Source organism: Pseudomonas capeferrum (genome assembly GCF_013523055.1).
Lineage (GTDB): Bacteria > Pseudomonadota > Gammaproteobacteria > Pseudomonadales > Pseudomonadaceae > Aquipseudomonas > Aquipseudomonas capeferrum_A.
This window is the reverse complement of record NZ_JAAMQM010000019.1, coordinates 87,683-111,891: the sequence shown is the minus strand read 5'-3', so window position 1 is coordinate 111,891 and position 24,209 is coordinate 87,683. Positions and strand designations below refer to the sequence as shown.

General features: G+C 54.7%; 21 protein-coding genes and 1 pseudogene. 11 read left to right on the top strand and 11 right to left on the bottom strand.

The window, feature by feature from the left end; all coding sequences use genetic code 11:
- Positions 1-37: 37 nt before the first annotated feature.
- Both G7009_RS20855 and G7009_RS20850 read right to left on the bottom strand, forming a co-directional pair.
- Positions 38-997: a quinone oxidoreductase family protein gene (locus G7009_RS20855; protein WP_181131987.1), complete on the bottom strand. Its 960-nt coding sequence runs from the start codon at positions 995-997 to the stop codon at positions 38-40.
- Positions 998-1,044: 47 nt separating this feature from the next.
- The gene (locus G7009_RS20850) at positions 1,045-1,728 is read right to left on the bottom strand and encodes a TetR/AcrR family transcriptional regulator (protein WP_181131986.1); all 684 of its coding nucleotides are present in this window, start codon (positions 1,726-1,728) and stop codon (positions 1,045-1,047) included.
- Positions 1,729-2,214: 486 nt separating this feature from the next.
- Here G7009_RS20850 and G7009_RS20845 point away from each other — a divergent pair, with 486 nt between their 5' ends.
- The 8 genes from G7009_RS20845 to G7009_RS20810 all read left to right on the top strand — a co-directional run bounded on the left by G7009_RS20845 (position 2,215) and on the right by G7009_RS20810 (position 11,440).
- The gene (locus tag G7009_RS20845) at positions 2,215-3,441 is read left to right on the top strand and encodes an acyl-CoA dehydrogenase family protein (RefSeq protein WP_181131985.1); all 1,227 of its coding nucleotides are present in this window, start codon (positions 2,215-2,217) and stop codon (positions 3,439-3,441) included.
- A 29-nt stretch (positions 3,442-3,470) separates the two neighbouring features.
- Positions 3,471-3,980 (top strand): flavin reductase family protein, encoded by a 510-nt coding sequence (locus G7009_RS20840; protein WP_181131984.1) that lies wholly within the window; start codon positions 3,471-3,473, stop codon positions 3,978-3,980.
- A gap of 108 nt (positions 3,981-4,088) precedes the next feature.
- A complete protein-coding gene (mdeB, locus tag G7009_RS20835; protein WP_181131983.1) occupies positions 4,089-6,752 on the top strand; it encodes an alpha-ketoglutarate dehydrogenase in 2,664 nt (887 codons plus the stop codon).
- 23 nt (positions 6,753-6,775) lie between these two features.
- Positions 6,776-8,077, top strand: a complete 1,302-nt coding sequence (locus tag G7009_RS20830; RefSeq protein WP_181131982.1) for a 2-oxo acid dehydrogenase subunit E2 — start codon at positions 6,776-6,778, stop codon at positions 8,075-8,077.
- Positions 8,078-8,108: 31 nt separating this feature from the next.
- A complete protein-coding gene (locus G7009_RS20825) occupies positions 8,109-8,702 on the top strand; it encodes a VOC family protein (protein ID WP_258198009.1) in 594 nt (197 codons plus the stop codon).
- A gap of 11 nt (positions 8,703-8,713) precedes the next feature.
- A complete protein-coding gene (locus tag G7009_RS20820) occupies positions 8,714-9,574 on the top strand; it encodes a fumarylacetoacetate hydrolase family protein (protein WP_181131981.1) in 861 nt (286 codons plus the stop codon).
- 69 nt (positions 9,575-9,643) lie between these two features.
- Positions 9,644-10,021 (top strand): nuclear transport factor 2 family protein, encoded by a 378-nt coding sequence (locus G7009_RS20815; protein ID WP_181131980.1) that lies wholly within the window; start codon positions 9,644-9,646, stop codon positions 10,019-10,021.
- 66 nt (positions 10,022-10,087) lie between these two features.
- Positions 10,088-11,440, top strand: coding sequence for an outer membrane beta-barrel protein (locus G7009_RS20810; protein WP_181131979.1), 1,353 nt, complete (start codon positions 10,088-10,090; stop codon positions 11,438-11,440).
- A gap of 90 nt (positions 11,441-11,530) precedes the next feature.
- On the opposite strand, the pseudogene G7009_RS20805 reads toward G7009_RS20810, so the two are convergent.
- Positions 11,531-11,985, bottom strand: a pseudogene (locus G7009_RS20805) (outer membrane beta-barrel protein); the annotation flags it as partial.
- A gap of 1,146 nt (positions 11,986-13,131) precedes the next feature.
- Positions 13,132-14,886 carry a hypothetical protein gene (locus G7009_RS20800; RefSeq protein WP_181131978.1) on the bottom strand — a complete coding sequence of 585 codons (1,755 nt, stop codon included), beginning with the start codon at positions 14,884-14,886 and terminating at the stop codon, positions 13,132-13,134.
- Between the two features lie 165 nt (positions 14,887-15,051).
- On the opposite strand from G7009_RS20800, the gene G7009_RS20795 reads away from it, so the two are divergent.
- On the top strand, positions 15,052-15,714 hold the full coding sequence (locus G7009_RS20795; protein WP_258198008.1) for a toll/interleukin-1 receptor domain-containing protein: 663 nt from the start codon (positions 15,052-15,054) through the stop codon (positions 15,712-15,714).
- Between the two features lie 474 nt (positions 15,715-16,188).
- On the opposite strand, the gene G7009_RS20790 is transcribed toward G7009_RS20795, so the two are convergent.
- From G7009_RS20790 to G7009_RS20775, 4 genes are read right to left on the bottom strand one after another with little or no spacing between them, the layout of a single operon-like run.
- The gene (locus G7009_RS20790) at positions 16,189-17,016 is read right to left on the bottom strand and encodes a toll/interleukin-1 receptor domain-containing protein (RefSeq protein ID WP_181131977.1); all 828 of its coding nucleotides are present in this window, start codon (positions 17,014-17,016) and stop codon (positions 16,189-16,191) included.
- A 51-nt stretch (positions 17,017-17,067) separates the two neighbouring features.
- Entirely contained in the window at positions 17,068-17,511 is a 444-nt protein-coding gene (locus G7009_RS20785) for a TIR domain-containing protein (protein ID WP_181131976.1), read from the bottom strand.
- Positions 17,512-17,523: 12 nt separating this feature from the next.
- Complete coding sequence (locus tag G7009_RS20780; protein WP_181131975.1) at positions 17,524-18,957, bottom strand: SIR2 family protein; 1,434 nt, start codon at positions 18,955-18,957, stop codon at positions 17,524-17,526.
- Between the two features lie 21 nt (positions 18,958-18,978).
- On the bottom strand, positions 18,979-19,476 hold the full coding sequence (locus tag G7009_RS20775) for a toll/interleukin-1 receptor domain-containing protein (RefSeq protein ID WP_181131974.1): 498 nt from the start codon (positions 19,474-19,476) through the stop codon (positions 18,979-18,981).
- 260 nt (positions 19,477-19,736) lie between these two features.
- On the opposite strand from G7009_RS20775, the gene G7009_RS20770 reads away from it, so the two are divergent.
- A complete protein-coding gene (locus G7009_RS20770) occupies positions 19,737-20,450 on the top strand; it encodes a hypothetical protein (protein ID WP_219856707.1) in 714 nt (237 codons plus the stop codon).
- A 531-nt stretch (positions 20,451-20,981) separates the two neighbouring features.
- On the opposite strand, the gene G7009_RS20765 is transcribed toward G7009_RS20770, so the two are convergent.
- Both G7009_RS20765 and G7009_RS20760 read right to left on the bottom strand, forming a co-directional pair.
- Positions 20,982-22,688, bottom strand: a complete 1,707-nt coding sequence (locus tag G7009_RS20765; protein ID WP_181131972.1) for a reverse transcriptase domain-containing protein — start codon at positions 22,686-22,688, stop codon at positions 20,982-20,984.
- Between the two features lie 272 nt (positions 22,689-22,960).
- Entirely contained in the window at positions 22,961-23,392 is a 432-nt protein-coding gene (locus G7009_RS20760) for a hypothetical protein (protein ID WP_181131971.1), read from the bottom strand.
- 83 nt (positions 23,393-23,475) lie between these two features.
- Here G7009_RS20760 and G7009_RS20755 point away from each other — a divergent pair, with 83 nt between their 5' ends.
- Positions 23,476-23,745: a helix-turn-helix domain-containing protein gene (locus G7009_RS20755; RefSeq protein WP_181131970.1), complete on the top strand. Its 270-nt coding sequence runs from the start codon at positions 23,476-23,478 to the stop codon at positions 23,743-23,745.
- Positions 23,746-23,819: 74 nt separating this feature from the next.
- On the opposite strand, the gene G7009_RS20750 is transcribed toward G7009_RS20755, so the two are convergent.
- Positions 23,820-24,182 (bottom strand): hypothetical protein, encoded by a 363-nt coding sequence (locus G7009_RS20750; RefSeq protein ID WP_258198007.1) that lies wholly within the window; start codon positions 24,180-24,182, stop codon positions 23,820-23,822.
- Positions 24,183-24,209 lie beyond the last annotated feature (27 nt).

Below are 24,209 nucleotides of genomic sequence, written 5' to 3'. Positions count from 1 at the left end.
TGCTGCATGAGTTTCAGTTGCGAGATAAGTGTCGTCCTCACAATGTAAACACCAGTCGCGATGCACCTTCGCGCTGCCACGCACTTTCAATTTGCATCAACGGCACCACATCAGTGGCAATCGAAAGCCCCGCGCTGCTGATCGCGCGCAAAACCCCACCTACAGCTTCAACAAGACCGCCATGGGACACGCTGCCCAAGCCGGTGCCCATCAGCTCCAGACCAGAACTGCGCAACAGAGACCCGGGCAGATTGATATTGTTGCCTGTCAGCGAACCGATCTGTACGAATCGAATCCGTGGTTCACCCGCAGCGTGATCGTGGCCGACAGCTGCGTGCAGCAGACTCTCTGCCGATGGGCCCCACAGATAGTCGAGCACCACATTGACCTTATGTTTATGAAAGGCTTGCTCGAAGGTGGCTTTGAGCTCTTCGGCGTTTGTGTTGAGAGGGATGACTACATCCGCCCCCAGTGCCTTCAATCCCTGAACACTTTGCGCATTTCGACCGGTGGCAATCACCTTCGACGCGCCGAGGTGTTTTGCAATCTGAATCGCCAGGCGACCGGAAGCACCAGTTGCGCCATTGATAAGCACATTTTCGCCGGGTATGAATTTCGCGCGATCCAGAAGCGCCGCCCAAGAAGACATGCCCGGGTTTCCGATGGCTGCTGCCGTGACATCGTCAACGTCATCGGGGATGTCCACGCAGTTGGATAGTTTGACGACACTGGTTTGTGCCATGGAACCGAACAATGTGCGTGGGAAGGCAAAATAAACGCGACGACCATCAGGCAACGTTCCCACACCGTCGACACCCGGTACCAAAGGGAGCGTCTTGCCACTACTGTAATGGCGACCTGATGCTTGGGCTTTGACCAATTGACTGAGTGCTGCGGCGCGCACTTGAACGAGCGTCTCGCCGGCTTCGGCCGTCGGCGTGGCGAAGTCGTCGTAACGAGGCGGTGCGTTGAAGTCATGAACTACGGCTGCTTTCATCTACTCATTCCTAAAGGGTTCGGAACAAAAATCACAGGCAACGGCCTTCAGCCATTGTTTTCAGCGGGCGAATAGTTGAGGAAGCTCTGCGCAACTTCGGCACTCATATTGAGCGCCCATTCAGGCTGGGAAGCAGCCAATTCTCCGCTCATCCAGGACTTCAAATACGTGATCGAAAACGCCACGCCGTCTTCGCACATTTCATGGCTGCAACCCAGGCTTGCCAATGTCAGGCGCACGCATGAGTCCATGTATTGATGGGGTTTCTCAACGCCTTGTTGAATAGCCTGGATGCCGTGGGCTGACGCCCCCATCAGGAAGTCTGTGGCGGCATCCGTACGACCAAACTTGAAGTCGCCTGCCGCTTTACCATTTTCGAGATCCTTGGCCATATATTCTGCAACGAGCGTGTCGTGCTGCCACGTATCCGCGCGAGTAACGAAGCCCGCCCATTTCGGATCGAGCAAGGCGCGTACGAGAAAAAGCCGGGACGCCACCGCCGCTCGCTGCCAAGGCTTGGTCAGAACGTCATAGACCGGAAGGATATCGCTGGTCATCTGATTGTTGAGTTCCTGGCCAATGGCGAGGAGCACCTGGTCCAGCGAATCGAAATAGTTGTAGAAGGTGCCACGTGACACATTGGCTTCACGGATTACATCGTCAATGACCGGAGGAGAACCGCCGGGGGCGGCGAATACGCGCATCGCCGCATCAAGCAATTTGCTGCGCATGACTTGACGCTTTTTCTTGGCCACTCCTGGGCGGTGATCGGACACCGGAGCTGCGGTTTCTTGTATTGGCACTGCTGGGCCTCAGGCGAATGACAGGTCGTCAGAATGACAACTTATCTGCTTTTTCTAAGAATGACAAATTTGTCTAAAAAGACTTGCACCTCAAAAAAACCTGCCCTACATTGGACTCAATTGTCGTAATGACAATATCGTCATAAAAATAATAGGAGACGAAAATGTCCAAGCCTTCCTTCCCCCCGGCTCGACCTCATTCGACATCCCCTTGCGCTCGCTCTAACTGGCACGCCACCGTTTTCAAGAGTCGCTGATTCCCTGTATTCCTTCGCAACCCATCCAGTTCTGACGATGTAAACCCGAACGGGTGTCCAGAACGACTGCCGGCCAAGCGTGTGTTGCTCGCCGGGGTATTCGTTCATCCGAAATTTATAAATGACATTTCAGTTCATTTTGATATTTGAGGTTGGTATGAACATAGAAGCGACTCTCCAAAACATCGGTTCCGTTACTTCGATCGCCGCGACGCCCAGCCTGCAAGAGCTGATCAAGCGTGCAGAGGCCCTGCAGCCATTGCTGCGGAAAAACACCGTCGCTTGCGAAAAGGACCGCCGCACCTGCGATGAGAACATTGAAGCGATCCGTGACGCCGGGCTGTTCCGCCTGATGGTGCCGAAGCGCTATGGCGGTTATGAAGGCTCTCTGCGCTCGCACCTTGAGATCTCGGCGGCACTGGGTGAAGCCTGTGGCGGAACCGCTTGGGTCGTGGCGTTGACCAACGTCTGTGCCTGGTTCACCAGCCTGTTTTCGGAACAGGCTCAGAATGAAGTGTTCGGTGCTGACCCAGACGCCCGTGTCGCTGGCGTTTTCAACGCCTCGCCAACAACTCGTCGTGTCGAGCGCGGTTTGATTGTCTCGGGTAAGTGGTACTCATCTTCAGGCAGCCTTCACGCCGATTGGGCTGTCGTCGGCGCTGAAGAGCGTGATGCCAACGGCACTGTTGTCGCACAGCACCTGGCGCTCATGCCTAAATCCGATTACACCATTGAAGACACTTGGTTCACCGCTGGCATGCGTGCTTCAGGCAGCAACTGCATCGTCGCCGATGAGGTCTTCGTGCCCAATCATCGGTTGCTGCACATGGGCGATGCACTCGAGGGCAAGTACGCGACCGAGTTCAAAGACGAAGTGGCGTATCGCGGGCTGTTCGTGCCGTTCGCGTCGTTGATCCTCAACGGGCCGCAACTGGGTCTGGGGCGCGCAGCGCTGAAATACGTCATCGACAACGCACCGCGTCGGGCAGTGGCCTACACCTCGTTCGAAAAACAAACCGACTCGGTGGTGTTCCAGACGCAGATCGCCGAAGCCGCGTTGAAGATTGATACCGCGCACTTGCGCGCCTTCCGCTCCACCGACGAGATGGACGAGGCCGCGCGGCAGGGTATCAAACTGGATCTGCTCACACGAGCGCGAATCCGTGCCGACGTCGGCTACGTCAATACCTTGATCACCGATGCGATCAACATTCTGTTGTCCGCGCACGGTGCCGGCAGCTTTTCCGAGGCCAGCCCGATGCAGCGCTGGTGGCGCGATTCCAACACCGCCGCGCGTCATGCGGTGGCACTGCCTGCCGTCGGTAACGAGCTATACGGCAAGGCTCTACTAGGTGTGGAAAACACTGTTTCGCCCCTGGTGTAACGACTCCCGCGAACCTGAGGAAAATGTCTATGGACACCAAACTTCTGCGCTCGGTCATGGGCCAGTTCGCCACCGGTGTGACGGTTGTGACTTTCGTCGCCGACGGCCAGCCGGCAGGCATGACCGCCAATGCCTTCATGTCGGTTTCGCTGGAACCGCCGCTAATCCTGATTTCTATCCGCAACGCCTCCAGCTTCAACCAGTTTGTAAAAGAAGGCGTGCGCTATGGCGTCAACTTTCTTGCGGAAAGCCAGCGCTGGTTGAGCGGCCATTTCGGCGGAAAGCCGGAGGAGGGCGCCTCACTGCCGTACCTCTATCACGAGGACACACCGCTTTTGGACGGAAGCCTCGTGCACCTGGTGGCACGCACCGTCGATGTTCACCCGGCGGGCGATCACCTGCTCTACATCGGTGAAATCGAGCACATTCGCGTGGGCGCACAACGCAAGCCGTTGCTGTTCTTCGGCGGACGCTACCACCAGATGCACGCTCGCGCGCCCAGCGTGGAGTGGAGTGGTGGATGCGTCGACGGCTGGTGATCTCGCCGCCTGAATCGAACTGATGCCTGAACTGCCCGTATGGCGTTTCCCAGACGAAATGCCTGAAGGCCCGTTCATGCCGAATAAATGTAACCCGAGTGAATTGCCATGACCGCCAACACCCACGATTTGCCTGTGAAAACGGACAATGACATCGACAAACAGGAAACCCTCGAGTGGCTCGACGCGCTCGAAAGCATTGCCCGCAGCGCAGGCGGTGAGCGGGTTGATTTTCTTCTGCAGCGGCTGGAGGAACACGCCAGCCACTTGGGCGTGAGGCGTGCCGCTCATCCCTACTCGCAGTACCAGAACAGCATCGGTCTGGATAAGCAGCCGGCGTTCCCGGGTGATCTGGCGATGGAGGAACGCATTACCTCGATCATTCGCTGGAACGCGCTGGCGATGGTCGCCCGTGCCAACAAGGCTTACGGTGAGTTGGGCGGCCATATCGCCAGTTACGCCTCGGCCGCCGAGATTTTCGAAATCGGCTTCAATCATTTTTTCCAGGCTGACAACGGCGACGCCAAAGGTGACCTGGTCTACTTTCAGCCGCACTCGGCGCCCGGTGTCTACGCCCGGGCGTTTCTTGAAGGCCATCTTGAAGAGTCGCAGCTGGCAAGTTACCGCCAGGAAGTGGACGGCGGTGGGCTCTGCTCCTACCCGCACCCTTGGCTGATGCCGGACTTCTGGCAATTCCCGACGGGCTCGATGGGCATCGGCCCGATCAGCTCGATCTACCAGGCACGTTTCCTGCGATACCTGGAACACCGTGGGATCACCGACACCTCGAAGCGCCATGTATGGGGTGTCTTCGGCGACGGCGAGATGGATGAACCCGAATCCATCGCCGCGCTGTCACTTGCCGCCAGGGAAAACCTCGACAACCTGACCTTCATCGTAAACTGCAACCTGCAGCGCCTCGATGGCCCGGTTCGCGGTAACGGGCAGATTATTCAAGAGCTGGAATCGCTGTTCAAAGGTGCCGGCTGGAACGTAATCAAAGTGGTCTGGGGTTCCGACTGGGATGCGCTGTTCGCTCGCGATCGCAACCACGTGCTGCTGCGCCGTTTCGCTCACACCGTGGACGGGCAATACCAGACTCTGGGTGCCAACGACGGCGCTTACAACATGGAGCACTTCTTCGACCTCGATCCAGAATTGCAGGCGCTGGTGTCACATATGCCCCCTCAGGAAATCGATGGGCTGCGCCGTGGTGGTCACGATTTCCGTAAGCTTTACGCAGCCTTTGCAGCCGCCAAACAACACAACGGTCAGCCAACGGTGATTCTCGCCAAAACCAAAAAAGGTTACGGCATGGGACTGGCTGGCGAGTCGCGCAACACCTCTCACGTTCAGAAAAAACTCGATGTCGAAGCGCTTAAGGCGTTCCGTGATCGCTTTGCGATTCCACTGGACGATGAAGCGCTTGAAGAGATGCGCTTCTATAAACCGGCTGAAAACAGTGCAGAAATGCGTTATCTGCATGCCCGCCGAACTGCGCTTGGCGGTTACCTGCCTCGTCGTCAATCTCGGGCAGAGCCATTGCTGGTACCCGCGCTAGCCAGTTATGCGCAGTTTGCCCTGACGCCGGATGATCGCGAAACCTCGACCACAACAGCGGTTGTCCGGCTGTTCACCAACCTGCTTAAAGACAAACAACTGGGCCCCAGAATCGTGCCGATTGTTGCAGATGAGGCGCGTACTTTTGGCATGGCCAACCTGTTCAGACAGATCGGGATTTACTCGCCGGCAGGCCAGCTTTACGAACCGGAAGATGCCGGGGCGATGCTCTATTACAAGGAGTCCCGAGACGGACAATTGTTGGAAGAGGGGATCACCGAAGCCGGAGCAATCTCTTCGTGGGTAGCCGCTGCAACGTCGTACAGCGTCAACGGCGTCACCATGCTGCCGTTCTACATCTATTACTCGATGTTCGGCTTCCAACGCATCGGCGACCTGATCTGGGCCGCTGCCGATCAGCGTGCACGGGGCTTTCTGGTAGGCGCAACGGCGGGTCGCACAACGTTGTCCGGTGAGGGCTTGCAACACCAGGACGGCACCAGCCAACTCATTGCCTCCACGGTTCCGAATTGCCGCGCTTACGACCCGGCGTTCGCCAGCGAGGTGGCCGTCATCATTGATCATGGCAGCCGACGGATGCTCGAAGAGCAACAGGACGAGTTCTATTACCTGACGGTCACCAATGAAAACTACGTGCAGGCGCCACTGACCGAAATCGACTACGAGGCCGTGATCAAAGGCATGCGTCGCTTCGGCCATCACGGTGATGAGAACGCAGCGCCAGCGGTACGACTGCTGGGTTCAGGTTCGATTGCGCGTGAGGTCATTGCTGCCGCTGAACTGCTTGCCGAGGACTGGGGCGTCACCAGTGAAATCTGGAGTGTTACCAGTTTCTCCGAGCTGGCGCGTGAAGCGCGGGAGGTCGAGCGCAACGCACTTTTCGGCGGGCAAACCGCCGAACAGAGTTACGTTCAACAGTGCCTGGCGGGGGAGACGCCGGTCGTGGCCGCCACTGACTACGTTCGCAGTTACGCGCAATTGATCGCACCGTACATCCAGGCCCCGTACACCGCGCTGGGTACAGATGGTTTCGGCCGTAGCGACACGCGTCCTGCCCTGCGTCGCTTCTTTGAAATGGATCGCCAACATATCGCCGTCGCCGCGCTGGCTGCTATCGACCCGCAAAAAGCAGCGGATGCCCGTGCACGTTACGGCATTGATGTCGCCCATGACGCCCCCTGGAACTGCTGATTCCGCGAACAAGGAGACTGACTATGCAACAACTCATGGTTCCCGACATCGGCGACTTTCATGATTTGCCCGTGATCGAAGTACTGATCAAACCGGGTGACAAGGTCACGGTTGAGCAGGCACTGATTACCCTTGAATCCGACAAGGCAGTGATGGATGTTCCCAGCACACGCGATTGCACGATTCGTGAGGTGCTGATCAAACCGGGCGATTGCGTTTCCAAAGGCAGCGTGATCGCGCATGTTGAATTTGCCGACGCCACTGTCGCTTTGTCAGATGTGAAAACGACGTCTGTGGAAGTCACCGCGCCGGCTCTGGCAAGTGCTTGCGCTGCTGTACCGGCGATATCTGCACCGCCATCACCGCATGCACCGAGTTCGATTCAAACCGTCACACCTGAAAGCGAAAAAACGCGTGCAGGCTCAATGGCGTTGGCAGGTCCAGCGGTACGCAAGCTTGCTCGTGAGTTGGGTGTTGATCTGGATGAAGTGAAGGCCAGTGACCCCAGCGGACGTATTCAGCGAGATGACGTAAAGGCATTTGTCAAAGCGCAGCGTGCTAATCCGCTGCCGGTGAGTGGTTCTGGTACCGGGCTCAACCTGCTGGCGTGGCCGGACGTCGACTTCGCCAAGTTCGGGCCGATCGAGCGTCGTCAGGCTTCCCGGATCAAACGCCTCTCGGCGGCCAACCTGCATCGCAACTGGGTGAGTATTCCGCACGTCACCAATCACAGTCAGAGCGATATCAGTGACCTCGAAGCATTGCGCGTGCAACTCAATCAAGAGGCGCGGGCGGGAGACGCAAAGATCACCTTGCTTGCGTTTCTGATCAAGGCGTGCGTCGCGACATTGCAACGGTTTCCGCAGTTTAACGTCAGCCTGGAGGGAGACGAAATCGTGCAGAAACAGTACTTCCATATCGGCTTTGCCGCTGATACGCCCAATGGTCTTGTGGTGCCAGTGATTCGCGATGCCGATCGCAAAGGCATCGCTGTGATCGCCGCTGAAATGGCCGAGCTCTCACGCCTGGCCCGTGAAGGCAAGCTCTCGGGAGATCAGATGCGTGGAGGGTGCTTCACGGTGTCATCGCTGGGTGGCATCGGCGGCGGGCATTTCACACCAATTATCAACGCGCCGGAAGTGGCGATTCTGGGTGTCGGCAAAGCTTCAATGCAACCGACATGGGACGGTTCAACGTTCCAGCCGCGACTGCAATTGCCGTTGTCGCTTTCATGGGATCACCGCGCAGTGGATGGAGCCGAGGCCGGTAGATTCCTCGCCCACCTGGTGAGTTTGCTAGCGGACTTCCGCCGTGTCTCGATCTGAATCGTTTATTACAAAAACAAGGAGAACGAAAATGACTGCATTGCAACGCGAAGACAGCATGACCTCCACCAGGGAACGGATCGTCCCGTTCAAAATGGCCCACGTGGTCTTTCAATGCACTGACCGCCAGAAGATGGTCGATTGGTACCGTCAACTGTTCCAGGCGGAACTGGTGTTCGAGGATCAGGTGCTGACCTTCCTCGCGTACGACGACGAACACCATCGTCTGGCCTTCTTCAATAGCCCGCACTTGCCTGGCAAGAGCATTGAGATCGCCGGGTTGCACCACATTGCCTACAGCTATCGGGTGATCGGCGAACTGCTCAGCACTTATGAGCGGCTCAAACCCTTGGGCATTCTCCCGGTCTGGACCATCAACCATGGGCCAACGACCTCGCTGTATTACTGCGATCCGGAAGGCAACAACATCGAGTTGCAAGTGGACAACTTCCCCGATCAAAGCGACGCCGCCGCGTACTTTGAAACCGAAGCGTTTGCCAACAACCCGATCGGTGTCGAGTTCGACCCTGATGCACTTTCAGCGATGTGGCGCGACGGTGCCAGCGATGCAGAACTGTGCGCGATCGGTACGTGCGCGACGGGTGAATCCAACGGCCCGAAATAGAGGTAAGCCCTATGAAATTGTGTACCTTCCAAATTGGCAGCAACGCCTCGGCCATCGGGCTCGTAGTAGGGGAGAGCGTCATCCCTGTTGCTGAGCACCTCAAATCGGCGCCTACCACGATGATCGAGTTGATCTCGTTGTGGAGCAAATGGCGCGAGTCTTTGCAACAACTGGCAACCAGCGGATCGGCCGGCATTGCACTGCACCAGGTTACGTTGCTGGCGCCGGTGCCTCGGCCCGGCAAGATTCTAGGCATCGGCCTGAACTACGCCGACCATGTCGAAGAGTCCGGCATGGAGATGCCCGCCGATCAATTGTGGTTTGCCAAGATGCCAACCAGCGCCAACGGACCCTATGCGCCAGTGGATCTGCCGAAAGTGTCCGAAGCGCTCGATTACGAAGCCGAGATGGTGTTCATCGTTGGCCAACGCTGCCGACATCTGACGGAGCAAACGGCGAAACAGGCAATCTTTGGTTATTGCGTGGGTAACGATGTCAGCGTTCGTGACTGGCAGCTTCGCACCTCGCAATTCACCCTCGGCAAGTCATTCGATACCCATGCGCCGTTCGGTCCTTGGATTGTCACGGTCGACGAAATCGAAGATCCGCATCAGTTGGGCATCCGCTGTTTTGTCAATGGTAAAAAGCGTCAGGATTCGAACACCAACCAATTGATTTTCAATTGCTACCAACAGATCGAGCACCTCTCCAAAGTCATGACGCTTGAGCCAGGCGATGTGATCTTCACCGGTACTCCCGGGGGCATCGGAGCAGCCACAAAACCGCCTAGCTGGCTGCGTAACGGGGATCTGGTTCGCGTCGAAATCGACGGACTCAATGCCATCGAAAACCCGGTCCGAATTGAAGCCTGAGACCCTCCGCACAAGAGCTGTCGCCAAACGACGAACTGCTCTTGCTACCCCGTTCGAGGAGAGACACCCATGAACGAACAAGCGATTACAGAGACCATAACCCGGTTGGAAAATGCGCGTTGTCATGCGTTGGTAGAGGGCGACCTCACTGCATTAGGCAACCTGGTCGATGACCAATTGGTGCACATCCACGCCACCGGCCAGGTTGACGATAAGCCGGCATATCTACGCCTGGTCGAGGGCGGTATCCGTTTCCTGCGCGTTGAGCGGCAGGACATGCGGGTGCAGGTTCATGCCGATGTGGCGGTGGCCACAGGACGTCTGGTGCAAAGCATCGAGTTTCGCGCCACGGGTGAGCGACGCGAAATGGATGTGATCACCACTCAAGTCTGGTTGCGCCGTGACGACGCGTGGCGCCAGATCAGCTTCCAGGCCACCAATCTCTAACGCCGGGCAGCCCAATCAGCCCATCCTCAGAGATGGGCTTCTGACAATAAGAACAAGAGACAGAAGATGAATAACGTCAAGGTGAAAGCGTTTGGCGCGGTTTTGGCCGCCCTCGCGATTGTTAATTGTCATGCCGATGAAAAAGAACAACCGGGAGAGGGCACACTCTTTCGTAGTCTGTTCGGCGAAAGCCTGAAGCAGAACTACGGCATCACCGTTTCCAATCTTCTAGACATTGGTTACTCACGCAATAACCGTTCTACACACGATGAGCGCAAAGACGGTCTGAGCAATTTGCCCATTACGGGTATGTCCGACGAAGGTCTGGAGCTGGGCAGCCTCCACCTGTTTGTCGACAAGCAACTCAAGGGGACATTCATACCTCGAATCACTCCTTTGCCCGGCCCGAAACCAGAGCAAGCAACCTTCGGATTTACGCTGGAATTGAACTACGGTCGTAACGCCCAGTTCGCCCGAACCTACGGTTGGGACATGGGCTTGGACATCAATGAAAAAGACAACGCCAAAGCCCAGCGAGACAAAGACTACTTCCTCGCCATTCCCAATGGCGCTGCCACCGTCTACTTGCCTTACGGCCCAGGCGTCAGTGTCATGGCGGGGGTCTTCGGCTTGGCAATGGGTTATGAAATCCCGCCAAACGTGCGCTTCGCGCGCAATCCGTTCGCCAGTAAAACCTACGCATTTATCAGCGAACCCAGTACGGGTGCAGGTGTGCTTGCGAGCACACGCGTTTACCAAGGGGACTTGGGCATATTGGGTGTCGAGTTGGGCGTCGTGCAGGGCTGGAGCAACCTGCGGGACAACAACTCGGATAAATCGCTGACCGGTGCGTTGCGCTGGCGCACGGCGGACATGAACACCTGGCTCGACTACGAGTTCATCGTTGGCAATGAGCAGAATGATGACTTCTCCGATGTACAAGGGCCGCCTTCGCGCATTGTCTCGCCGTCCAATCAGCTCAAGCAGCAGCATTCGCTGAACGGATGGCACAAATTCGATCAACACTGGTCGATGGGCGCTGAGCTGGTCTACGGCCGTCAGGACGGTGATGGCCAGGCGTCGACCGTTGATATCGTTCAAGGTCCAGGTTTCAGCGGGGCGCATTGGTGGGGCGCCAACGCTGTCGTCACCTACCAGGTTCGGCAAGATCTGACGTGGTCCCTGCGTGGCGAGCACTTCAGCGATCCGGACGGTTTTATCCTGTTTCCCACGAGTACCTCCCCCGGTGACTTCAACGCTGTCACCACCGGTGTTCGTTATGAGGTCAACAAGCATCTGTCGCTGCGCCCCGAGTTGCGTTACGACTGGTTTGATGCCCGCGAACATGATCGACCTTTCGGCAACGGTCGCGATCGGTCACAACTGAGCACGATGGTCGAAGCGCTCTACTACTTCTGATCCGGCGCTGGCGCCATCGCCACTGGTCATGGCGGTGATGGCGGTGATGGCGGTGATGGCGGTGATGGCGGTGATGGCGTCCAGGAGCTATCAGAAATACACCAAGGCTTCCACAGTCCCCGTCAATTGATTGCGCGCATCACCTTGGCCAAACGGGTGGGCGTCGTTGAGACCGTTGAACCTGTCATAACGCAGCTCCGGGCGTAGCGTCAGGTATTTGTTGAAGTCATAGCGCACGCCGGCAGTCAACGCATTGAACGCGCCGCGGGACGTAGAGGAGGGGAACAGGATGAATCCGTCTTGGTCATCGAAATGCTCTGCGCGCACGGAGAACGACAGATCCTTGCGTTGCTGATAAGTCAGAACAACATTGGCGCCCCACCAGCGTGCGCCGTCAACCCGGGGCCACTCACGATGTCGACCGTCGAGGTTTTGCCATCACCTGCCTGATGGCCGTAGACCATTTCGGCGCCCATTGACCAGTTCTCGTCAAATCGATGCCAGCCATTGAGTGAGTGCTGCTGTTTGAACTGGCCCTCTGCAGAGCAGGTGGCTCCAGCGTCCGCCCGCGTCTGGTCGGGCTAGGTGGTGGACGATGGAACTGTACCGCGACCTCAGTAGGCGAGAGCGCTTTGGCCACTGCGTACGGTGTTGGCCGCGGTGCCGGCGGGAATGAACGCCTCGGCGACGGCGCGGGTGCCGTCGGCTAGCTCTGCCAACGCTAACAGGTGCTATCGAAACCGGTTACAGCGCTGCTGATTTTTTACTAAACGGGGTTTTGTGCAAAACCGACCGGGGGTTAGTGGAAGTGGACAGCTCATGAACATCTATGACATGACCTTTAACTTATGGGCGATGTACGTTGTTCACCATAAGTAAAGGTCATTGATCCTATGGCGTTTTGCTGCTGTCTCTCGACGTCTAGGTTCATCGAATCCTGTTCATGAAAATGTTCTGATACGTCTGCAACGGATGCCGACTTCCGCCCATCGGCAAGCCGGAGAGTTACAAAGGGTTGTCATGAAGCCGAGGAGGGTGGTGAGATTTATCGTCCAGAATCTCGCTGTGTGGCATTGGTTTCGGTGATGTCGATTAAGGCTCGACAGCGGTGAGCCATTAACCCATAGGCGTGCTATCAATCAGCCACTATCGTAGAGTCACGCCCAATCTTCGTGAACGAGCCCCATGAAAGACAGGACACCGTTTCCCGCTTACGATAAGGGGTAGTGCCCCCGGAACACGAAGCAATTCAAGGTTATTGGATGAATATCAAGAGCCCTGTGCTACTGCTGTCGCGCGGCAGGCCACCCTTTGGCGTACTATCCCCAGCACTAAGGGTTTGCCGGACACTGTAAGACAAGCGTCAAATTCAGCAGGAGCCATGGATAAGATGAGCTTTTCGACATGAGCGTGGGCATTAAACGTAGCGCTATACCCGCCAGCGGGTACATGTACCAGACACTGGTTGGGATCAAGCTACTGTGCGACTGGCTTGATACACCTTCACTTTATGACTGGGTCAAATTCGAGGCAGATGACGAGAAAGATGCTCAAGGTCTAGATGATAAAGAAGCTGATCGAAAGCGGCCATGCCACGAGCGCTATGCGGGATGCTGGGTTCTCCGGGATCTGGGTTTGTGAACCCAGACCTTTCTACCCAGTGATCAAGGACTCGCGACAAGCATCTGAGCTTATTGTGGAGAAATTTCGCCGTTGATCGGGCCTCCGTGAGTATCCTCATTTGGAGCATCGACCGCTTTAGGAATGAGGATATTCCGCCAAGTTAAAGCCTCGTCCCCAGTAAACGAGTTCTCGGCCGCCAGCAGTCCTGCATGACCAGGATAATTGCTAACTGCGAAACTGAGTAAAGCCCGGCTTTGCTCGATATCGCCCACGCTGCGGTAGCGCTCGGCGAGAGTGAGGCTGATAGCCGCTTCAAAAAATCTGGGTACCTGTAAGCCGCTGGGCTTTGATCGCTTTCTGAAGAAGTCGTCGTGGCCTTGGCGGTGCACCTGCAGATCCCACAGAGCAGCTGAATCAATGACGTAGCACAGCAGCACAAGGGCTTCGGCTGACATTGTATGCGTGTATTGTTCAAGCGCTTCATGTACCGCCTCGCAGTTGGGCGATCGAAACCTTTCAGGGACGTTGATATTGAACAGAATATGAAGAGCGACCATTGCTGGACGATCGCGCTTGGGCGCCTGCGCAACGGTGCGTTCGATATCTGCCAGCACCGGGCGTAGATCCGTGATTTGAGCATCTGCGCTACGGGCTTCCACAGCTGCCAACTGCTGAAGGAAGCCTTCCAGACGTCTACGCGACTCCTTGGGAGAGCTTAAAGGATGTCCTACCCAATACTGGGGTGCCAATTGCATCACCACGACGCCCGATCGTTCCAAGCTGTAGTCATAGATCTCCTGTTCCAACTTATGGCCTCGATGGACGAAGGATCTGATGACGTGACGAGTCAGGCGAGCGAGCCCTTGGAAAGTAAGTGTTGGCTGCCGGTTGACATAGCTGACCTCGGAATGACCGTGAGGAAGGGTCAGTTCGTTTGGGAGTGCCTGGATCTGGTGGACATACTTTGACCGCATTGAGTAAGCCTGCCGCAAGGCTTCCACAAGCTCGCATTGAGCAATGGGATGACCTACCAGAGCATCGCCCGTTCGGTAGTAGCTTGCGTCAACATGGCTCACCACGAACTCTCGGTATCGGCGCCCTAGGGAAAGGTGCTCCGCCGATAGAACTGCAGCTCTGACGGCTTGCGCGGCGTCGGGTTCTACTGATTCAAGTGCCGCATCAATGGCATCCCGTTTTCGCTCGTCGACGTCATCCCATGCTGAACTGTATCCATCGAATTCTTGCGCAAGCGATTCTATAGCGGAGACCATCAAAGTGTAGGCAAGCCCCAGATCGTCTCGAATGCGATGGATGCCGGACACATAGGTCTTGATAGCCCTCATAGCACCCAGATAAAGGCGGCGCTCAAGGCCAACCAGTTGTTCACAAAAATCGATCAGCTCCTGAGCGTCTGATTCCTTGATGTAGAGCTCAGAGTCGAAGCAACGTCTGAGGAACTGCGAAGGAGGGTGGTAGGAGCTCAACCCGGGCGATCCATTGGTTAGTTGAGCCGTCAACTCAGGATCCGGCGTAACGATCGCGTCGAGCGCAAAGGAGGCCACGGCTGAAAAATCCTGGATGTAAGGCTGGACGGTGTGGGACACCAAAATACCCGGCGCATCCTCACCCTGTTCCATATGCTCTTCCAGCTCATAGACAAGAGCCTGGCTACCTTTCCTGCCATCGGTGCTGCGCAGCGTCCCGACTTTCGTGACTATGTCATCGCGCCAAGGCAGCTTTAAATTTGTGTAGAGCACACCGCGAAGCTGGTTGGTTCTTCCAATCCCTGTTGCATACAGCTTAGCGGTGTTGATCTGCAGCATAGACAGCTCCTGATTACCAAAACGGGGTCGCCGGCCCCAACATGCCATGATGATACATAACGGCGATCCACGTGGGCGGACGTGCCACCCGGTTCGTTTCGATCCGGATTACAATGCCACGGGTTTTCACCCAATTGATGCCCTTCAACAAACACGAAATGTACAATGCCCGACGTAGAGCGGCAATTGGTCATGTTTTTTGGGTTCCCGGACAGCCCATTGGAGATCGGAATGGCGTTTTTTACTCAGGCAGAAGCACGTAAGGCAGCGCAACAAGCCACTCGGGGTAACCGCAGCCCGCGTGAAGCCCTCAACGAAGTCCAAAAAAATTACAAAGACGCTGATCGGTTTGACACCTTCCTTTCTCACGCCATGGTTGACGCCGAACTCGTCCTTGGAATCAAAGTCCTTCTTGAGGCGGAGGGTCAAAAGGTTTACGTAGACTGGATCGACGATCAGGCCCTCGAGCGTGATCGCGTTACTGCGAAGACTGCCGACCTTTTGCGCAAGCGCATGCGCCAATCCAATTCACTGCTCTACCTCGCCACTGAGAACGCACCGAAGTCCAAATGGATGCCTTGGGAGTTGGGCTATTTCGATGGCTTCAAGAACGGCGCAGTAGCGGTTCTTCCGGTGTTGGAGAAGCCGGACTCGCCGTTTGAAGGCCAGGAGTATCTGGGGCTCTATCCGGTGATCACTAAAGAAAAGCTTGCAAACAGCTCTCCTAGGCCCGCCCCAGGTCGTGGGATCCGCAGCCCGTACGGATCGGGGTCTTTGTTAGATCCGAGGTTTCCGGGGCATCTGGGCGGCCCCAAGATTTTCCTGTAATCCTGGAGCGTGCCTGCCCCAGCGGCCGGGTAACCATTTTGCGCGCAAGAATGGCTATTGGCCGCGGAGCGCAGCCTTCGGCCCATGAGTCACAGTCACCTCTAAAGTGCCGACGCCGAGCTCGCCGATGAAGACCACGAGGCGGGTTAAATAAGCACCCGCTCGAGCCGACAAGCGCAAGTCCTTACCGCGCGGACACACTGGAAACCCGATTGGGCACTTGTGCCCACCGTAGATTTCATGCCATCCACGCAACGAATCGTCTGGTGAGGGACAAACTCAACAGTGTGCCGTCTTGCAGCCCTGCAGCAGCGGGGGCTGCTCCATAAGCGGCATGGACACGTCAGGATAGCCGAGCTTAGAAATTGCGCTGGCGGGCGCGACATGCTGCCTGGGCCACGGGCGCAATGTGCAGGTTTTGCACGTCGCGCCGATGGCAGGCTCCTGACGCCAGCAGCAGAGGCAGTTGCTGTCCTACATCGTGAGTGATGCGCGCTGCTGTTGATATTTGCTAGGGAGATTGAATCGACTGTAGAGGGCATCCAGCACGACTTCTCCACGGGTGGTGGACGGCTGTTGAACAAGCCACTCTCGCAGTTGAGCGCCTTGTACGGGCGGCAGGTGATCGTTGAAAGCCCTGAAGGCCATTAGATGCTGCATGCTCTCAAGGCTCAGGTTATTGAACCCCTTGACGCTGTCGAGGGTAGCGCCTGTTAGTCGCTCTCGAATTCGTTTAGGCGTGGCGTGCTGTACCTGGAAGCTAAACTGCAATTCTGAGTAGATCCAGGGTGAAAATGTTCTAGCCCTGTCGCCAAAGCTCACGGGCACAGATTTTTCAGAACGCACGAATACGAAGGTTTCAGCTCGGGCAATGGTGCGGTGAAGGGCGCCAGCGAGCATCATGTGGACATCTGCATGGACACGATGAATGTGCCCATCCTTCGTTTCTTTATCCAATGGCCGAGTTCCCGCGATGATTTTGGCCACCAGGTCGCCGAAATAGCCCCACACCGTGGAGTCGACGAAGACTTTCAGGCCGTGCTTGCGCAGCGCGAGCGCTAGATCGATAGCATTTCGCTGATCCGCATGAGAATGGGAAAGAAATACGTCGCACTTGGTTTCTGGGAAAATCGCCGCCGATAGGGCTTCGGCATCCAGGATACTGTGCTGGTTATACGACCCGATAATGAACTGGGCGAGGTTAGCGACCCGCCTCTGGGCATCTTGAATGTAACTGTCGATACGGAAATCATGGGGTTGATGGATGGGTTGGTAATGTTCGATTTCGAAGCCTACGTACATCAGTTAAATCCTTGTTCTGAGAAAGGGCGCCGCGCGGCGCCCCAGCCGGGTTTACGGCTTGCCAGCGGCCTTTGCGGCTGCTTCGATCCACTTTCCGAGGTTTTCACGGCCGTTATTGGTGTTCCACAGATAGTGAGGCGCGCCTGAAACACGCAAACTGCAGCAGTTTGTCGTATCGCCTTGCAGGTTGGCGATTTTGCTGATGTCGACGGTCAGGATGCCATTGCCCCGGGCAACGCTTTGCTCGATTTCATACTTCACCCACTTGCTCTTGTCGGTAGTTGCCCCCACAAGAACGACAGTCACGCTGGTGCCATGCAGCTGGTCGTTGATCCATTTCTTGATGGCCGCATCGCCTTGACGTTCGACTTCTTCAAAGTCAGCCTTGTCTATGAAACCGACCTTCTGGTCTGAAGCGATAACATTGCTGTTACGCACGTTCATTGCGCGATGAACATCCTCATACTGGAAGCTGAAAAACACCTTTCTTGCCATGATATTCGTCCTTTAAATGAGTGGCAGCAGGCGCAGGATCACGTCGTGTGCACGACCAAGGTCGGTACCTTCGGTGCCCAATTCCTGCAGCAGGGGGGTGATTTTTTTACCATGTTCGTATTTCGTTTCGTCGTAGGAATCGATGACCTCTTTCCAGAGCTCTGCCGAGATCGAGCCGGTGATACCTATGGGAATAACGAAGACGCCAGCAGCGACGGCCAGATCGAACTCTTCACGCATGCCATTTGAAAGCACTACTTCACCGCCTGGGCTGACCTTGTTTCCGAAGAGGAAGATGGCAATGCCCGCATGGGCCAACATGTCGCGCCGGTATTCCGTCCACAGCTCCTTTAAGGGTCGATCGCCCGATTGGCTTTGCGGGAACGGCCTGAGGATCAGTTGGTCGCTGTCCAGTCGATGGCCGTTCATGATGGTCTGCTCAATGACGCCTGAGATCACTGCGCTGCCGATACCCAAACCAAAGCCTGAAATAACGCGGAACCCAGCCTTACTGATCTCTTTGCTGAGGTCGTGAACGAAGTGTTCGGATTCGCCCTGTGACCAAGGGCTGTAGTCATGAGCCGCCCCGGAGATGAAAATGGTTTTGCGTTTGTGGCGATGTTCAATTTCTTCTAGGATCGCAGTGATCTCCTTGAAATCATCGACGTAGACTGCTTTGATCCCGAAGCGAAGAAGCTCCTGTTTGAACAACTCTTCCTTTCGAAGTCGGTACTCGAAATCGGCCTGATCTTCATCCTTCCCCTGGCTGACCTTGCGCAAGATACAGTGGTGCTGGCGCTGGTGCTTGGCGTATTGGATGCGTACCCGGCTCAGGATGTAGTCGAGGTTCGGATCGGTAAAGCTAAAGCCCAGAAACAGAAAGGTCTTGGAAATCAGATCGCCACTGAGCGCGGTGATGTACGGCTGCATCTTCACGTGATAACGCTCGTAGTCATCGCGGATCAGCACTGCCTCTGAAGCGTGTTCGACGTCACCGTGCATTTTGTACACGACAGCATCGCGTTTGGGCTTGGTCGTAGCCAGTTGCTTGACCGTGTGTTTGACGTCAGCGACCTTTTCGTTTTCCTCAAGGGCCGTCTCAATCAGCCTGTCGTAGTTAGTTGTCCAGTAGGTCTGGATCGGCAACCTGGCCAGGATCCTGTGGTTATCTGTAACTTTTACTTTTGTTGAAAATTCAGTCACCAGCATCTGATCAAGCTTAGAGCGGTTGGCTCCATTAGCGTTTGAATGGTACTGCGCCAACGCAACCAGATCCGTCTCTTTGTCGATGTCCAGATCCAGCTCATCGGCAATGGGCTTGAGCAGCGTTTTCCAGTTCACAAAGCCAGCGCCCTGCGAAAAGCCGGCGCCCGCGAAAATCGCGAGATTCCCCTCGGCCATCTCCTTCGTGAGCGTGTCAACGAGCCGCAAATGATCCTTTTTCATACTCTTGCACTACCGATGGGATTAAAGGTTGTGTACCCACGTGCCGTTGCCCCGCGTATCAAACAGTGCGAGGCCGGAGGCGTGTTGGGCAACGTCGATACTACTGTAAAGGTTGAGGTACTCATTCCCGTAGAAATTGCCCTGATTGTCCGCGGTCGGAATGATGGCGATGCGATCATGAGCTTTTTTGCCATCGGCAAAGCCGATTTCCCACGGACACCATCGCGATGCCATAGAGTTTTGGGTCGCCAGAAAGAGAAACCAGTCTGCGCGGACAATAGCGACCTTGATGTTAAAGGCTGTCTCACCGTCGGGCGTGGCGGGCATTGTCGTGTCCTGCCAGTCGATATAAACGTCCCAGCCCGCTTTTTTCAGCATTTCCTGGAGCCCGAGGGCAAGCAATGCGTCTTGGTGGCTGTGGCTTAGAAAAGCCGTTAGTTGACCCACGCGTGGGCGCGATTGCCCAGCGAATGAACGATTAACGCTTGAATTGAGCAAATCTGACTGGCGAATCGGCATTTTGGCTTCCTAGCATCACCAGGGCAAAATGCCATCTTTTAATCCGTGACTCAAGCCGTGGGCAGGGGGCAACACCGCGCTACTACGCACTGGCCAGTGTCGCTTCCTATGAGCAATCCCCACCGGCCGCGGGTCGGCGCCGATGTCTCATGTCAACTGATAGGCTTCCCTACGACTAAGGTAGTAGACGATGCGAGCTCAGCCGTACCCACCGAAGGTCACAAAGGGATGCCGAGTTGGTAAAGCATTGCGCGAAAGCCTTGCCCGAACTCGCAGAGGGTATTAGGGAATTCTGGTCGTCGGTGTCCGACCCCGCAGCATTCCACATTCAAGATGGCCGCCAGTTCAAAGCTACCTTTTCTGGTGATCTGTTCCCCGCACATTGGGAAAACGTTGTATCAACTGCTGGTCTGTACATCGACACTATCGTGCTCCCTTGCCCGATTCTCAAGATCGCTCCGCTTTTTGATGCATTGCCAGCTAAGCAGGTCATTGAGCTATTTATCAAGCACGTTTTGAATGCGATGACATATAGGGATATCGCACTAGCTGAAGTACATCCTCCATTGGTGGTTATTTCACCCAATCCAAGGGATATGAATGATGAAGATAGAGCGCTGCTAGTTGAGCAGAGCCGGCCTCTATCCTGTGGTCATGGCGGATACCTCTTTGGCCGTGATTTCGAGTCCGTTGAACACTTAGCGGATTTCTGCGGAGCGCTGCATTCTATCGACGCCTTGCTTGCCGAACTTAAAGGTGCTGACCGACTGGTCATCAGCACAGAGTGGGGCGGAGATGCTCGTGCGCAGCTGACCAGGGCTCTGCAAGAAGGAGCCACTCCGGGCTTGGATCCTGCAATAGCAGGAAATCATGTGTTGCACGCATGTTTAGGGCGCATGCCCCAAGCATTGGCCTCGCAGCAGTGCGCTAATCATTTTGGTGGGACCCCATTTATAGGCGCAGAGACGTCGTGAAAGTACTTCAACTGGATGCTGGATTACCAAGGTGGAGCGTTAGAGAGTCCATCCGATGCTAGAAAAAGCATGCATGTAATGCGCGCGTTGAGCGCTGAAGCAGATAAAAATCTGGAGTGGCTCGGAAATGTTCCTCCCGAAACAGTGGTCAATATCCGAAGGGCTGGTTTGGCTGAAGAGCTGAGATCTTTACTAGGTGACGGTGTTTCTGAGCTGATCAAAGTGCGACCAGAGAACTATTTTCGAACGGCTGACCAAGTTGTTGATAACCTACAAACTCGCCTACTGGATTTTTGTTCAAGCATATTTCTTGACTGGCTCTACTCTAGTAGGTATTCGTTCGGAATCAGTGCATTGTTCAGTTGCCATAAGCCAATAAAGAATCCGTATAGGGGCTTTTCAACTTAGTGTGCATATGATGAATGCAGCTACCATGGCTACCCTTACGGCCCTAGCCCATAAAAGCAGGAATTATAATATTCATGCTTTGTCCCGAGGGAAAATATTTATAATTCGTTAGGGCGCCCGATATCATCGACCGTACGAAGCCGCTATTGCCACGATCTGAGCGAAGGTACCTCGGAAGCCACTGAAGTCGATATTACTAAAAGGTGGGGCTCCATTATAAATATAGTCGGCAAACTTATTTTTTGGCAATGCTACATTTCTTTTTTCATGAAGGTTGATGACCTGGTCGTCATATATTAAAGATTGCTTGCTAACCCTGCAAAATAAGTGTGGGTTATTTTTATGGCAGCCTAAAGAATCGAATTCGTCTTTAGAGTACAATCGCCGCCCTTGACTGTCGCTGGTATATATTTGTGCGTCGTGGTAAAGATGCTCAATGCAGATTAGGTCGCCTGGATCTCTGAAATCAGGGATGGGTATTATCAAGCTAAAGACATTATTTGTATGGTCTCTGTAGCTTCCTGGAGATCCGCTCATCTCGTTGATAATAGGGCGTTCATCTCGATCAAAAATACAGATGGTAAGATGCCTTTGAAGCGTTTCACTGAGGTTTTCGCATAGGGCTTTGAGGCCTGAGCTTCCTGTTTTCTTTGAGTTTCTAAAAATTAAATTTAGCCCGACAAACTCCCCACGCCTTTGAAATGCTCGAAGAGCCGCCATAAAGTGCTTCGTATCAGTGACACCCTCTGTATAGATATGTATCTCGCCAGTAATCGTACGTAAAACCTTTTGCTCATCTATATGGTAATCGGCATCCAAAGCTTGCAGGCGTTTTACTAGTGATAAAAAGGTCCCGTCTGAATAGCCTTTAACATGACCCACATGCGTTACTTTTCCGCGAAGCACCAGTTTCATTTGTGGTGATTCGCCATCAAATCTGTTGCTTTTGTTTATTTTTCGCTTCCAGTAGTCTTCCGCGGCCTCGAGCCCATGCTGCTCCCAAGCGTAAAGTGCTGCACGGATTGATTTGATATATTCTTTCGGTACGCTCAGCTTTCTATTTACCACTACACCAGTAACCAATTGCCGCTCAGATCTTTTGCGCAAAATAGTTTTATCAAGATTTATATTAAACCCGGCTTCGGTAATAATTTTTTTAATTGTGTCGCTTAGCTCTGCAGACCCATCTTCGCTTCGGACTGCAATAGAAGATGGAAAAGCACTACCGTTGGTAGAGATAAATATATCGTCGGCGTACCGCGTGTAATAGCACTTGTTCGTTGCGGCGATCTCTTTAAGTTTGTAGTCCAACCCCCTGCACAGAATATTGCTCAGTACAGGGCTAGCGGGTGATCCTTGAGGTAATCGCCTACCGAGTGTACACAAACGAGCAGCAGTATTCGCAGGCGACTCTGCAAAGTTGTATGGGGCACGGCGAAGTACGCCAGAAACACGGACAATGCTAATCGTGTGAAAGAAGTCTTTAAGATCTAAGCGCAGCAACCAGCGTTGCCCGACATGGGTTGTTGCATGTTCTACAATACCTTTATCCTTCACATAAGCGAATACGCATGCCCGCGGCTTGTAATTTTGCTCCACAAGATCTGCAAATCTTTTTTGTAGATCTTTAAGTCCTTTGTTTGGGGCCTCAATCAGTCGATCTCCACCAGAGCGCTTTTTAATAGTAAATGCTCGGTATTTCTCGCTATCGGCTAAATAGTAAGCATAGTAAGTCAGCTTGGCTGTACTCACTCCTAACAAAGCAGCCAGCTCTTTATTACTAGCAATTTTGTATTTGAGCGAAGTTTCAAAAGGAAAAAAAGCATCCATTGCAGGTTCATGCTCCTACAGAATATAGTGGGTAACTCAGGACCCCAACAACCGCGAGAACTACATGGCGGCAAAACGCGTTAGCGTCAAAGGTAAAAGCACTACAAGCTGAGACGTATGCATCTCAGAAATGCGGGTCCTGAGCCCCAAAGCATATGGTATCTACGTTGACGCTCCCTATCAATGGCTTTCACGATCGCGTATGTACTGGAAAGGCAGATGGGATCAGTCAGCGGTCGGTGCGCATGAAAAAAAAGATCCGAACAGCGGAATCAGCCCGCAGAGAAGACAATTCGACTGACGTTACCTTGTTCAATTTCTAGGCCAACGTCCCAAAAACTGGCATATACAGCCTGTTCTGCAACCCGGAAACGGTAGTGGCGAGCGCTACTTTTGGTTTTTGGCACGTATGCTATCTCTCGGAGTTGCTCCATCAGCCATCTGTTCTCGCCATTCATCGCGGGCGGCGTCGCCAACAGGATGGACTCGATTTGCACACCCTCCGGTCCGGCCAAGCTGAGATCCTCTAACGTCTGCACGTCGGAAATCATCAGCATGTGCCGCGAGCACGGATCGCCAAGTCTCAAAGCTGTGACATAAAACCAAGGCAGCAGGATTATCTGCTCCACCCGTGGCCACAGGTGAAGGTCCGGCTCTAGCTCCGACGACAGCAGCATCGCATCTCGCTGGTACGTTCTGAACATAAAAATCCTCCAAATGAACACTATAGATCGTAGCCCTATAGGGTGCAAAAAAGGCCTTATCTTTTCATTTGCGAGTAGAGCAAATGGAAGTCAAAAAAGCCTTTGGCTCAGCACTTCGCGCCTTGCGCATTAGCAGGGGGATGACCCAGGAGGATTTTTCATTGGTCAGCAGCCGTACGTTTTTGAGCTCGCTGGAACGTGGTATCAAAGGCGCGACGGTGGAGAAGGTCGACGTGCTTGCCAGCACCATAGGTGTCCACCCAGTTTCCCTGATTGTCGCCTGCTATCTTGAGAAAGAGCCAGACATCAACCTAGAAGAAATCTTTGAGCGGGTCCGTAGCGATCTCAGGTAACACAATCTTCAACGGTCTGAGGCGGTACCCATGTCTACGTCAGAACCTAGCTGGGAACGCGGTGAAACCTGTGGTTATCGTTTACGTAAGCAGTCCATCATGTCTTCCAAATCAACGCCTTTTAACAAGCACCTGTGCGCGATCTCGAATAAGGCTTCGTAGAGCCTATCGCGCTCTGTAATCAAGGCGGCATTTTCCGCCTGTAGATGAGCAATGCGCTCTTCGAAGCTTCTTCGCCGCCGGGCGCCGCCCGGATCTCTTCCGCTTTCCCTCAATTGTGCGATACGGGCAGACTCGATCCGCTGACCTCGTTCTCCCACCAAGGTAGCACGGCTCGTCAGGCCCAATCGACGCTGCACTTCGGGGCGTGAGATCGGCGCGAGCTCCAATCCCAAGCTAACCATTTGGGCGAGGAGGGTGTCGATTGCCTCGTCCAACGTGCCGCCCCTCAACGTATGTCGTCG